This window comes from Microbulbifer maximicatervae (SeqCode) (assembly GCF_052468095.1).
In genome coordinates this window covers 3,156,255-3,169,425 of sequence record NZ_CP174332.1, presented here as the reverse complement: position 1 = coordinate 3,169,425, position 13,171 = coordinate 3,156,255, and the positions used below count along the sequence as shown (strand labels likewise).

10 protein-coding genes are annotated in these 13,171 nt (G+C 50.9%); 7 read left to right on the top strand and 3 right to left on the bottom strand.

Annotation, left to right across the window (positions count from 1 at the left end; genetic code table 11):
* The first annotated feature begins 79 nt into the window (after window positions 1-79).
* The 4 genes from clpX to ACJJIL_RS13630 all read left to right on the top strand — a co-directional run bounded on the left by clpX (window position 80) and on the right by ACJJIL_RS13630 (window position 6,571).
* On the top strand, window positions 80-1,366 hold the full coding sequence (clpX, locus tag ACJJIL_RS13645) for an ATP-dependent Clp protease ATP-binding subunit ClpX (protein WP_444957275.1): 1,287 nt from the start codon (window positions 80-82) through the stop codon (window positions 1,364-1,366).
* A gap of 267 nt (window positions 1,367-1,633) precedes the next feature.
* A complete protein-coding gene (lon, locus tag ACJJIL_RS13640; RefSeq protein ID WP_413665176.1) occupies window positions 1,634-4,039 on the top strand; it encodes an endopeptidase La in 2,406 nt (801 codons plus the stop codon).
* Between the two features lie 199 nt (window positions 4,040-4,238).
* The gene (gene hbs / locus ACJJIL_RS13635) at window positions 4,239-4,568 is read left to right on the top strand and encodes a non-specific DNA-binding protein Hbs (protein ID WP_255422880.1); all 330 of its coding nucleotides are present in this window, start codon (window positions 4,239-4,241) and stop codon (window positions 4,566-4,568) included.
* Between the two features lie 119 nt (window positions 4,569-4,687).
* Window positions 4,688-6,571, top strand: coding sequence for a SurA N-terminal domain-containing protein (locus ACJJIL_RS13630; RefSeq protein ID WP_413665177.1), 1,884 nt, complete (start codon window positions 4,688-4,690; stop codon window positions 6,569-6,571).
* Between the two features lie 79 nt (window positions 6,572-6,650).
* Here ACJJIL_RS13630 and ACJJIL_RS13625 read toward each other — a convergent pair whose 3' ends face one another.
* Both ACJJIL_RS13625 and gloB read right to left on the bottom strand, forming a co-directional pair.
* The gene (locus tag ACJJIL_RS13625; protein ID WP_445359946.1) at window positions 6,651-8,213 is read right to left on the bottom strand and encodes a LysM peptidoglycan-binding domain-containing protein; all 1,563 of its coding nucleotides are present in this window, start codon (window positions 8,211-8,213) and stop codon (window positions 6,651-6,653) included.
* A gap of 196 nt (window positions 8,214-8,409) precedes the next feature.
* The gene (gene gloB / locus ACJJIL_RS13620) at window positions 8,410-9,189 is read right to left on the bottom strand and encodes a hydroxyacylglutathione hydrolase (RefSeq protein WP_445359945.1); all 780 of its coding nucleotides are present in this window, start codon (window positions 9,187-9,189) and stop codon (window positions 8,410-8,412) included.
* Between the two features lie 157 nt (window positions 9,190-9,346).
* On the opposite strand from gloB, the gene ACJJIL_RS13615 reads away from it, so the two are divergent.
* From ACJJIL_RS13615 to dnaQ, 3 genes are read left to right on the top strand one after another with little or no spacing between them, the layout of a single operon-like run.
* A complete protein-coding gene (locus ACJJIL_RS13615; protein WP_445359944.1) occupies window positions 9,347-10,135 on the top strand; it encodes a class I SAM-dependent methyltransferase in 789 nt (262 codons plus the stop codon).
* A gap of 42 nt (window positions 10,136-10,177) precedes the next feature.
* On the top strand, window positions 10,178-10,615 hold the full coding sequence (gene rnhA, locus ACJJIL_RS13610) for a ribonuclease HI (protein ID WP_445359943.1): 438 nt from the start codon (window positions 10,178-10,180) through the stop codon (window positions 10,613-10,615).
* A 14-nt stretch (window positions 10,616-10,629) separates the two neighbouring features.
* Window positions 10,630-11,355 (top strand): DNA polymerase III subunit epsilon, encoded by a 726-nt coding sequence (dnaQ, locus tag ACJJIL_RS13605; RefSeq protein WP_444894319.1) that lies wholly within the window; start codon window positions 10,630-10,632, stop codon window positions 11,353-11,355.
* Window positions 11,356-11,471: 116 nt separating this feature from the next.
* Here dnaQ and nhaB read toward each other — a convergent pair whose 3' ends face one another.
* Window positions 11,472-13,007 carry a sodium/proton antiporter NhaB gene (gene nhaB, locus ACJJIL_RS13600; RefSeq protein WP_444908425.1) on the bottom strand — a complete coding sequence of 512 codons (1,536 nt, stop codon included), beginning with the start codon at window positions 13,005-13,007 and terminating at the stop codon, window positions 11,472-11,474.
* Window positions 13,008-13,171 lie beyond the last annotated feature (164 nt).

The window sequence follows — 13,171 nt, the reverse complement described above, 5'->3', positions numbered from 1 at the left end:
AAATCACGCCAAAAGGCAGCATCTTGCTGGGTAAGCTGAATTTAGGGCCCTGGCCGGCCAGTGACGACGGAGTATTTTGATGACCGACAAAAGCAGCGGAGAAGACAGCGGAAAATTGCTGTACTGCTCTTTCTGTGGCAAGAGCCAACAGGAAGTGCGGAAGTTAATCGCTGGGCCGTCAGTCTTTATCTGCGATGAATGTGTCGAGCTGTGTACCGACATTATTCGTGAAGAAGTACAAGAGACTGCGGAGGGGCCTGAAGGGCGCCTGCCGACACCCCGTGAGATTACTGAAATCCTCGATCAGTATGTGATTGGGCAGGAGAGAGCCAAGCGTGTGCTGGCTGTTGCCGTATACAATCACTACAAGCGTCTGCGCACCAAGTCTGGTGTTAAAAGTAAGGATGAAGTAGAGCTCAGTAAGTCTAATATTTTGCTGGTAGGCCCAACCGGTAGTGGTAAAACCCTTCTTGCCGAGACCCTGGCTCGCCTGCTCAATGTTCCTTTCACTATTGCCGATGCAACCACCCTGACCGAAGCTGGTTATGTGGGTGAGGATGTTGAGAATATCATCCAGAAGCTTTTGCAGAAGTGTGATTACGATGTAGAAAAAGCCCAGCAGGGTATCGTCTATATCGATGAGATCGACAAAATTTCGCGCAAGTCAGACAACCCTTCAATTACCCGTGATGTGTCCGGTGAAGGTGTGCAGCAAGCGCTACTGAAGTTGATTGAAGGCACTGTGGCGTCTGTGCCGCCGCAGGGTGGACGCAAGCATCCGCAGCAGGAATTCTTGCAGGTCGACACCTCCAATATCCTGTTTATTTGTGGCGGCGCTTTTGCGGGGCTGGATAAGGTTATCCGCGATCGCTCGGAGAAGGGTGGAATTGGTTTCAGTGCAGAGGTTAAATCGAAGGATGGCACCAGTAATTTTGGTGAGATCCTGCGTGACCTGGAGCCTGAAGACCTGGTTCGTTACGGGCTGATCCCGGAGTTTGTTGGCCGCCTACCGGTGACCGCAACTTTGGAAGAGTTGGACCGTGAGGCTCTGGTACAGATTCTCACCGAGCCACGTAATGCTTTGACCAAACAGTACGCAAAACTGTTTGATATGGAAGATGTAGAGCTGGATTTCCGCCCCGATGCGTTGGATGCAGTTGCCACCAAGGCAATGGAGCGGAAAACAGGCGCCCGTGGCCTGCGCTCTATCATGGAGTCCGTATTGTTGGAGACCATGTATGACATCCCATCCACAGATAATGTGGTGAAAGTTGTGATTGACGAGGCGGTCATTAAAGGCGAATCAGCCCCGCTGCTGGTTTATGAGAGTGAATCCCAGCCGCAGAAGGCGGCGCCGGAAGAGTAGCTCAAATCCCACCTCAAAAAGCCCCAATATTGGGGCTTTTTTTATAGTTTTTTCTGATTACCCGGGTATCTAACTACCTGTCTGGGTATACCTGGCTCGAATAGCACTCTTAGCTCGGCACAAATTGGTCGCGAGATTAGACTTGTATTTCGGGCCCTTCCCCCCCATTACTAGCATCTGAAGGGCGGTGGCCCAGGTTAAGCTGTCAATTCCAACAGCAGCATGATGCCGCGCCAAATACCCAGTGATAGGGCCGAGAGGAGTTCTATGGATCAGTCATCCGACACCACACTTGAATATCCGTTGTTGCCATTGCGCGATGTTGTTGTTTACCCCCATATGGTGATCCCGCTTTTTGTCGGCAGGGAAAAGTCCATAGAGGCCCTGGAAGAGGCCATGCGCAGGGATAAGCAGGTATTGCTTGTGGCGCAGCGAAAGGCATCTGAGGATGACCCAGGTGCAGACGATATCTATCGCGTGGGCACTATTGCCAGTGTCTTGCAGCTACTCAAACTCCCCGATGGCACTGTGAAAGTGCTAGTAGAAGGGGGGGAGCGCGTAAATATCCACGAAGTGATGGAGAGGGAGAACCATTTCGAGGCGACCGTTTCGCCGATGGAAACGCAGGAGTTGCCGGAAGGCGAAGCAGATGCCCTTGTGCGCTCTGTGATGTCTCAGTTTGAACAGTACGTTTCTGTAAGCAAGAAAGTCCCCAATGAGGTTATTACTTCTTTGTCGGGAATTGATGAACCTGGCCGCTTGGCAGATACCATTTCTGCACATATGTCCCTTGAGCTGGCTCAGAAGCAAGAGCTTCTGGAGACTCTCAGTGTTAAAGAGCGTTTGGAGCATTTGCTGGGCCTTATGGATGCTGAAATCGACCTGATTCAGGTGGAAAAACGCATTCGTGGGCGTGTGAAAAAGCAGATGGAGAAAAGCCAACGCGAGTACTATCTCAATGAGCAGATGAAGGCGATTCAAAAAGAATTGGGCGAGATCACCGAAGAGCCCAATGAAATTGAAGAGCTGGAAAACAAAATTGCCGAATCCGGCATGAGTGCGGAGGCAGAGAAGAAAACCCGCGCTGAGCTGGCTAAATTGAAAATGATGTCGCCTATGTCTGCGGAAGCTTCGGTTTTACGCAGTTATATCGACTGGATGTTGAGCCTGCCCTGGAAAAAAGCCAGCCGGGTGAGACACGACTTGGTTAAAGCCGAGGAAATTCTCGAGAAAGAACACTACGGCTTGGAAGAGGTTAAAGAGCGGATTCTGGAATACCTCGCGGTACAAAAGCGAGTGAAGAAAGTGAAAGGGCCGATCTTATGTTTGGTTGGTCCTCCCGGGGTGGGTAAAACCTCCCTCGGTCAATCTATTGCCCGAGCAACAAATCGTCAGTATGTGCGTATGGCCCTGGGCGGCGTTCGCGATGAAGCCGAGATTCGCGGGCATCGACGCACTTATATTGGCTCACTGCCGGGCAAGCTGATTCAGAAAATTTCGAAAGTTGGAGTGAAGAATCCCCTGTTCCTGCTCGACGAAGTCGACAAAATGGGGATGGATCAGCGGGGCGATCCCGCCTCAGCGCTTCTTGAGGTTTTGGATCCAGAGCAGAATAAAACCTTCAATGATCACTACTTAGAAGTGGATTACGACCTTTCCGATGTGATGTTTGTCTGCACCTCTAACTCAATGAATATTCCAGGCCCGTTGCTGGATCGTATGGAAGTTATTCGAATCCCCGGTTATACCGAGGACGAAAAACTGAATATTGCTCAGCGCTATCTTGTGCCGAAGCAGCGCAAGGCCAACGGCCTTAAAGATGATGAGCTGGATCTCTCCGATGACAGTATCCGAGATATTGTCCGCTACTACACCCGTGAAGCGGGTGTGCGTGGCCTGGACCGGGAGATTGCCAAGATCTGCCGCAAGGTAGTAACGGAGCACGTTCGCAATCCTTCAGAGAAGAAGGCTGTAATACAGCCAGAGCAACTTGAAGAGCTTCTCGGTGTTCGCAAATTTGATTTTGGCCGTGCGGAGGAAGAGGACAAAATCGGAATTGTTACCGGTCTCGCCTGGACCGAGGTGGGTGGTGAGCTTCTTAACATTGAAGCTTCAGCTGTGCCGGGTAAAGGACGCATGATCAAAACCGGCTCCCTTGGCGATGTTATGCAGGAGTCTATTCAGGCGGCCTTGACGGTTGTGCGTTCTCGCTCCCAGGCGCTGGGAATAGGTCCGGACTTCCACGAGACCCGGGATATTCATATCCACGTGCCTGAAGGTGCCACCCCCAAAGATGGCCCTTCGGCGGGTATTGCCATGTGCACCGCTTTGGTGTCTGTGTTAACGGATATTCCCGTTCGCTCAGATGTGGCGATGACTGGAGAAATTACTCTGCGTGGAGAAGTTTTAAGAATTGGTGGTCTTAAAGAAAAGTTATTGGCAGCGCATCGGGGCGGTATAAAAACTGTACTGATTCCTGCTGATAACGAGCGAGATCTGAAGGATATTCCCGATAATATTCTTCAGGACTTGGTAGTTAGGCCCGTTAAGTGGATCGATCAGGTACTTGAGCTGGCGCTCGAACACAAGCCTGAATCCCTGTCTGATGAAGAGTATTCCGCCTTACAGAAAAAGGCAGAGGAGCGCTCGCAGCGAGGAATCCAAACTCACTGACTCTTGTAATGGGGTGACTTTTGTCGCCCCTTTACAACTTGCAAGGCCAAAACTTCGCCAATCAGGCTATCTACGCTGCTTGAAAAGTGTGCATCTGCCCGGAAACCCGCATGGTTCCTTGACCCGCTTCTGGGCAGTTGGTATAAAACGGGGCTTATTGCCCGGCGCGTAAATTGCCGAAGGCTAAAAAATTTAAAGTATGGGTGTCTTTTGTAGACCACCCGAAGCATATTTAAAAAGAACAGAGGGATTAAGCGTGAATAAGTCCGAACTGATTGAAGCAATTGCCGCATCTGCAGATATTCCAAAAGCAGCAGCTGGCCGTGCTTTGGACGCAATGGTTGATAGCATCACTGATGCCCTGAAAAAAGGTGATCAAGTTGCCCTCGTTGGCTTTGGTACCTTTGCTGTGAAAGAGCGTGCAGCTCGTACTGGTCGCAATCCTCGCACTGGCGATCCCATTGAAATCGCTGCGGCAAAAATTCCTAACTTCAAGGCCGGTAAAGCCCTGAAAGACGCTGTAAACTAAGTTTTCAGCAGGCTTTGAGACTTTGTAAAAGAGTCTGAATGTCAAAGAGGCGTGTCAGTTGGGATGCGCCTTTTTTGTATCTGATAGTAGTTAAAAACAATTAATTTTCGGAGCTGAGCATGCTTCAGTCCATGCGTGACAACCTGAAAGGGACAGCCGCGATTATTGTCGCAGCCTTTTTCGGTTTTATTATGGTCATTGGGGGAATTGATTTCTTCACCGGTGCCAGTGGAGGTGCTGCCGATGCGGTAGCCGAGGTTAATGGCGAAAAAATTACAAACTTGGATTTGCAACGCGCAATTCAAAATCGCCGCAATATGATCATTAGTCAGTACGGCGAAGATGTGCCCGCTGATTTAATCAGCGATGAGCAGTTGCGTGAGCCAGTTTTACGCCAGTTGGTTTCCAGTGCTGTGATGCGCCAAGCTGCTCAGGACAGCGGTATGGTGATGAGCTCTGCGGCGGTCGACAGAGCGATCGTGGGAATTCCGGCTTTTCAGGTGAACGGCAGTTTTGATCCGCAAATGTACCGCGATGCTTTGCGTCGTATGGGGTATAGCCCTGCAGGCTTCCGCCAGATTATGGAAAATGATATGGCGCTGGAGCAGTACGCAAATAGTGTGGTTGAAAGTGCTTTTACTACCCAGGCGGATGCAGAACAGATTGTTGCCGCCTCTATGGAAGAGCGTGATTTTGATTACGTGGTGATGCCAGTTGAAGGCCTGCTAGCAGAGACTCAGGTTTCGGATGCTGAAGTAGAACAGTACTACCAGGAGAATCAAGGGCAATACCAGCGTCCAGAGCAGGTGGCGGTTGAGTATATTGAGCTAACTCCTGAAGTATTTGCCGGTAACATTGATATTTCTGAAAGCGATGTTCGCGCTCAGTACGAGCAAGAGCTGAAAGGTTTCGCATCGGAACTTCGCCGTCGTGCTGCACATATTTTGCTTGAAGAAGCTGACGCAGAAAAAATTGCTGAGATTCAGAGCAAACTGGATGCCGGCGAAGATTTCGCCGAGTTGGCAAAGACTTACTCCCAAGACGTAGGCTCTGCGGAGGAAGGCGGTGAGTTGGGTTACACCACAGGTGATGTATTCCCAGAGGCTTTCGAGCAGGCCTTGGCCGCGCTGGAAGTGGGTCAGGTTTCTGCTCCAGTGACCACCGATAGTGGAACTCACTTTATCAAGTTGTTGGAAGTAGAGCAGAGTGAACCGCCGAGCTTCGAAGAGCAAAAAGTGGCGATCGAAAAGCGACTGCGTGAGTCCGTTGCTGAGCGCGAGTTTGTTGATGCCTTGTCCCGTCTTGCCGATCTGGCATACAACGCGGATAACCTGGCTGAGCCCGCTGAAGAGTTGGGTGTTCCCCTGAAGACTGCCAATCTGTTTTCGCGCGAGAGCGCATCTGGCGTCCTTTCTAACGGGCAGGTTATCGAGGCTGCTTTCTCTGTGGAAGTGAAGGAAGATGGCAATACTTCAGATGTGATCAACCTGAACAATGAGCACTCTGTCGTTTTGCGGGTCACCGACTCTAAGCCCGCGGGTACCTACCCTCTGGAAGAGGTTCGCCAGCAAATTGTTGACCGTTTGAAGCGTGATAAGGCCAGTGAGCAATTGGCTAAGCAAGCGGAAGAGCTTAAAGAGAAGCTCGCTACTGGTACTAGTTTTGCAGAACTGGCAGAAGCGCAAGGTTTAACCCTGGAGACCAGTGATAAAACTCGCCGCGGTGGTTTTGCTCAGCGCGGTGAGATTAATGCCAAGGCATTTGCATTGCCTGCCCCATCTGCTGGCAAAGATGAAGTGACCAGCTTCGCTACAAATAATGGTGATCTGGTAGTTCTCGATCTGCGCAGCGTGCGCCCGGGCGAACTGTCCAAGCAGAGCAAAGAGCAGCGTCAGGCACTGATGCAGCAATTGGCCTCTGTAAATGGTGGGGCCGAGTTAGCAGCTATCCAGCGCTACTTGTCCGATCAGGCAAAAATCGATCTGGCCTCTTCTGCCGAGTGACGGTTGTTATTGAGCCATAAAAAAACCCGGCAATTGCCGGGTTTTTTTATGGCTAACTCCCTGTAGGGTAGTGTGCGCTTTAAGTGTTGCTGGCACTATCCACAAATAAGGTTAAGCGCTGTCCGGGTTGTAAATACTTGGACTTGTTTATCTTATTCCAGCGGAGAATATCATCGATTTCGATACTGAATTTATTGGCTATCCGATATAGAGAGTCGCCGCTGCGTACCCGGTAAGAAACCTTGCGGGTAGTGCGGTTGTTCTCTGATACTGCGGGGGAGCCGTTGTAAGCCACCAGGGTGCGCCCAGGGCGCAGGGTGTCTCCCGGTGCCATGCTGTTCCAGCTGGCCAGTTGCTTTACGGTCACATCCAGCTTGCGTGAAATCCCCCAAAGGCTGTCGCCAGGGCGTACAGTGTAATTAACTTTCTGGCCCTTGCCGGAAGACTGCTTGCGTTTAACTCGCTGATCGAGTGCGTAGGCATACTGTCCCGCGGGGCCCGATGCGCTGGGGATTAACAGTGTTTTACCGGCGCGAATATTATTGCTGCGTAGTTTGTTTGTCTCGCGTATCGCTCCGACGGTGGTCTGGTAGCGGCGAGCGATAGTGGAAAGGGTGTCGCCTCGGGCAATGGTGTAGCGCTGCCAGCTTACCCTCTCTTCCTTGGGAAGTTGTGCCAGGGCGCTCTCAAACTTTTCCTGGGTCTCTATTGGAATCAGTAGTTGGTGGTTTCCGTTGGGGTCGGTTGCCCAGCGGTTATAGCCTGGGTTCAGTAGGTAGAGCTCTTCAATCTCAATTTCTGCAAGTTCCGCAGCCTGGGCCAGATCGATCTGACTGCCTACATCGACACGGGCGTAGTAGGGCTCGTTGGAGACATCATGCAGTGGAATTTTGTAATGGTCCGGGCGGGATATAACCTCCGCCAGAGCCAGCAGCTGGGGCACATAGCGTTTGGTTTCCCGCGGCAGTTTGAGATCCCAATAACTGGTGCCAAGCCCGTTGCGACGATTGCGCTCTACGGCTCTGCGAACCGTTCCCTCACCGGCATTGTAAGCAGCGAGTGCCAGCTCCCAGTCCCCATCAAAGCGATCGTGCAGGTAGTTGAAGTACTTTGCCGCAGCCTGGGTGGATTCATGGACATCGCGGCGTCCGTCATACCACCAGTTTTGCTCGAGCCCGAAAGAGCGCCCGGTGGCCGGGATAAACTGCCACATACCGGAAGCCCGGGCGTGGGAGTAGGCGAAGGGGTCGTATGCACTCTCGACAATGGGGAGCAGCGCTAATTCAAGTGGGAGATTTGCCTGTTCCATCTGTTCTGCAACATGGAAAATATATCGACGAGAGCGCTCGGTTACCCGAGCCATATAGCCCTCGTTGCGGGCGAAGTAAGCAATATATTCCTTAACCTTGGGGTCGCTGGTGTGGTGATCCAGGGCGAATCCCTGACGAAGTCTTGCCCAGATGTCTACGGGGGGAGGGACCGCTTCAGAGGGTTCGTGCTTTTTAACAGCTCGGTCACTCGCGACAGAGGTTTCCTCTGCAGGGATATTTTCAGTTTCGGGCGCAGAGGCCTGTTCCGGTAATTGCGAGCAGGCCCCTACCGTAGCGGCTAGTAATGCTACGGCAAAATTCTTGTGAACCATGTGTGATATCCGCGAGTCTTTCTTGTAATTCATCCTGACGCATTTCAGAACAATTATTGGTAAAGCGCCAGGCATTTGGTCAATTACTTTTGATTCTAATTAGGCAAATTAGTTTCGGTCAATATTGACGGTTAAAAAGTATGCGAATTGCTAGTTTATCACCCAGCCTGAGAGGAGTTTAGGTGAAGTTGGGCGTTTAGAAGTTGTCCTTCCAGCCGCGCAGGCTCGCAAAAATATCTACGTTATCGCTTCCGTCATTTAACTCCGGTCTCGAATTGATAGCTGTCTGCCTAACTTCCGGATACTGACAGCGAAGAAATGGGTTGGTGTCTAGCTCAAGGGCGATAGTTGAAGGCAAAGTTGGCTTGTTTTCTACTCTCAAGTCTTTGCACTGAGCAACCCTTGCCTCAATGGCTTGATTGTTAGGCTCTACCGCTTGGGCAAACTTCAGGTTGGCGAGTGTGTACTCGTGTGCAGGATAAACAAAAGTTGCGGCGGGTAATTTACTGAGCTTTTGCAGAGAATGGTACATCTGCTCTGGAGTGCCTTCGAACAACCTGCCGCAGCCAGCGGAAAAAAGAGTGTCACCACAAAAAAGGTGTAATTGTTCACCGCCTGCTGCTGTGGTTTCATTCAAAACCAAAGCTAAGTGGTCTAGAGTGTGCCCCGGAACAGCGTGCACCTGGAAGGGCATGCCAAGGACCTGTAAGGAATCTCCACCGGCAATGGGGTGAGTGACACCAGGTATGTGCTCGGGGCCATAGACAGGGCACTGGTACTGGCGGCAAAGCGTTTCGATGCCACCGGTATGGTCATAGTGGTGATGAGTAATGAGAATGCCGCTGAGCCTGGTCCCCTCTAGGGCCTTTTCTACTGGCACAGCATCACCAGGGTCGACTACCCAGTGCTGGCCATCTTTTTGCAGGTGCCAGATATAGTTGTCATTAAAGGCGGGGATTGGCGTGATGGATAGCATAATCGAATCGTCTTTTTGCTGAATAGCAGAACAATATCATGGAAGGCGTGAGACGGTGTGAATTGTTACCTGAGGACTGGTTTACTTAGAGTAAGGCCCTGGAAACATCGGCCGAGTGTAGAATTGAATAGCTGTTAGATTGATCAATGGAGATATGATGACCGGAAAGAGCAGGCCTGGTAATGATGAGGAGCAATCCCCTCTTGGTAAGGTCTGCCCAGCGCTATCCCATTGGTTTTCCAGTTCGCTGGGAGAGGAGATTCTCTCGCAACAGCTGGCATTGGCCCAACCCTTAGTGGAGGGCTTTTTCGGTTATCACTTTCTACAGGCCAGCGTGACTCAATCCGTTGATTTTGGCGCCTATAGTCGTATCAATCATCGTTTTCGATTGGGGGCAACCTCTGAGCAGGGTGGGGCTGCGGTAGTGGAGTTCGAGCAACTGCCTCTCCCCGCCGATTCAATCGATGTAGTACTGCTGCATCACCTTTTAGACTTCTCCAGTCATCCCCACCAAGTATTGAGAGAGGCGGCCAGGGTTTTGATACCCGGTGGTCATATGCTGCTAATCGGGTTTAACCCATTTTCCTTGCTCGGCTTGTCCCGTCTGCTGTTTTCCAGGGGGGCTTACCAGCGCGGAAATCAACTGCGGGCTGCTCGAATTGCCGACTGGATGAATCTGTTGGACTTGCAGGCTGAGAGGGTAGATCGTGGCTTCTTCCGCTTGCCATTACAGCAAAAGGAATTGCTTTCCAAGACGGCTTGGATGGAGCGCCTTGGCTCCCGCTTGCACTTGCCATGGGGGGGGTTTTACATCATAGTCGCCCGCAAAGAAGTGGCACGTGTTCGCACTATTAAAATCAATTGGCGGGCCGAGAGAAAGCCCGCTTTGGTTGCCACCCCGTCGAGCCCTCGCGTTGCAGCACGCGGGAAGCATCAAAAGCGCTGATTTCGCTGAAAATCGGCCCCATATCTAATTTTGGCGTAAGTTTTGAAACAAATTACTATCTATACAGATGGCGCTTGTCGCGGTAATCCTGGTCCCGGCGGTTGGGGTGCTCTGTTGGTGTACGGTGAGCGGGAGAAAGAATTGTTTGGTGGGGAGGCGCATACCACCAATAATCGTATGGAATTGTTAGCTGCAATCAAAGCTTTGGAGGCTCTTAAACAGCCGTGCAAAGTTGATTTGCATACTGACTCACAGTACCTGCGCCAGGGAATTACCGGCTGGATTAACAAGTGGAAAAAGAACGGTTGGAAGACAGCGAGTAAGAAGCCTGTCAAAAATGCAGACCTATGGCGGCAGTTGGATGAGAGCGTCTCCGAGCATGATGTAGAGTGGCACTGGGTTAAAGGTCATGCCGGCCACCCGGGCAATGAGCGGGCCGATCAGTTGGCAAATCGTGGCGTCGATGAGCTGGAGTCCTGAGGGGAATATTGCATATGCGTCAAGTGGTTCTCGATACAGAGACAACAGGTCTCGATCCCAAAAGCGGCCATCGTATTATTGAAATTGGTTGCGTAGAGCTGGTTAATCGGAAGTTGACTGGCCGTCACTATCACCAGTACATCAACCCGCAGCGACAAGTGGAAGATGGGGCTATTGAGGTCCATGGAATCACTAATGAATTCCTGGCGGACAAACCCGTATTCGCTCAGATCGCCGATGAATTTATGACCTTCTGTGAAGGTGCAGAGCTGGTTATTCACAACGCGCCCTTCGATGTCGGTTTTATTGATGCTGAGCTGAGGCTGCTGGGTAATCCGCGCTGGCGTAATGTCAATGCGCATTGTGGGGTTTTGGATACCCTGACAATGGCCCGGGAAAAGCACCCCGGGCAGAAAAACAATCTGGACGCCCTTTGTAAGCGCTACTTTGTCGATAACTCCCAGCGGGATTTGCACGGCGCATTGCTGGATGCGGAGATTCTTGCCGACGTCTACCTGATGATGACTGGTGGCCAAACCGATTTGGTGTTGGCACAGGGTGATTCCTCGGAAGGGGAGGAAGGTAAGAAGGCGGAAAATGATGCGGCGGGTGAAGCCATTCGTCGCCTATCGGCAGATCGCGCGCCCCTGCTAGTAGCGCGTGCTACGCCACAGGAAGCTGAAGCGCATCAATCGATGCTAGGTTTGCTGGAGAAATCAGCGGGTAAACACTTCTGGTAGCCCATCAATGAAGAGGTGTTCTCTTTAATCTTGATGTTTATTGCGCTTTTCTTTTTCTGAGCGGGTGGGAATTATCAATCCCCACCCATCCAGATAGTCTCTTATACAAGTTCTCTTTAGATCGCGTAGACCACGCAAATCAAAGCGACAATACTCAGTACGATGGTGTAGGGCAGAGCCATGATCACCATGCGGCCATAAGATAGGCGTATGAGAGGTGCCAGGGCCGATGTCAGCAGGAACAAAAATGCAGCTTGTCCATTGGGAGTGGCAACGCTGGGTAGGTTGGTTCCGGTATTGATGGCAATGGCCAGCTTGTCAAAATGTTCTCGGGTAATGTCACCTGCGGTGAGGGCAGCTTTAACTTCGTTAATGTAAACCGTTGCCACAAAAACATTGTCGCTAATCATCGATAAAATACCGTTTGCCATGAATAGCAATCCTGGCTGCTGTTCGGGCTTTTGTGCGAGAACGAAGTTGGTTACAGGCTCGAATAGGTGCTGCTGGTGAATCACTGCAACAATTGCGAAGAAAACCACGAGCAGTGCAGTAAATGGCAGTGCCTCTTCAAACGCGTGGCCGATTCTAGCTTCTTGAACAACGCCGTTAAACGAGGTCAGAAGTACAATAATCATCAGGCCAATGATACCGACTTCGGCAACATGAAATGCCAGGGCAAAAACCAGAACCACAGCGACAATGCCCTGAATCCACAGCTCGGCAACCTGCGCCGAGGTGCGCTTCTTTTCTTCCTCTTTGGAAAAATTAACCAGTACCTCACGTACGGCGCTAGGGAGCTGGGCTCCATAGCCAAACATTTTAATTTTCTCCAAAAAGAAACAAGTAGCTAGGCCGGCAAAGAATGTTGGAATGGTCACTGGGGCCATCTGCAGGAAAAACTGTACAAATTCCCATCCGGCTTTCTCAGCGATCAGCAGGTTTTGCGGTTCTCCAACCAAGGTGCAAACACCACCGAGGGCAGTACCTACGGCGCCATGCATGATCAGGCTGCGAAGGTAAGCTCGAAACTGGTCCAAGTCTTCGCGGTGATACTCCACGACATGCTCATCGTTGGAGTGGTCGTGGTCATTGTGGTGGTGTGGCTGCTGGGAAGCGACCCGGTGATAGACTGAGTAAAAGCCTACGGCAACCGCAATCAGAACAGCAGTTACGGTCAAGGCATCTAAGAACGCTGACAGTACTGCAGATACAGCGCAGAAAAGTAGTGACAGCAGAGATTTTGAATTCACATTAATCAAAATTTTAGTGAATACAAATAGAAGCAGGCTCTTCATGAAGTAAATTCCGGCCACCATAAACATAAGCAGCAGAATAACTTCGATATTCTCAACTACCTCGTGGTAGACGGCATCGGTGCTTGTCATACCCATCAATACGGCTTCAATTGCGAGCAGTCCGCCGGGTTGAAGTGGGTAACACTTCAGGGCCATCGCCAGGGTAAAAATGAATTCACCAATAAGGACCCAGCCTGTTACAAAAGGCCCCGATACATACAGTATTAATGGGTTGAGAAGCAAAAAGGCGGCTATGGTCAATTTGTACCAATCAGGCGCTTCGCCGAGAAAATTTTCGGCAAAGGCGCGACCAAATCCGCCGCCGGATGCCGCAATGGTGTTGTTGTAAGTGTTCATCATTTACTTCCTTGGTTAACCCATTGGTGTGGGTCAAAATGGAATCTTTGGGAATCGGCGGTGTATGCGAAATAGATACCTGAGCTCAATTATCGCTGCGTGCTTCCCCGGGTTTATTGTGCACAGATTGATTGGTTTTTGTTCTTTAACACAAAAAAACGTAC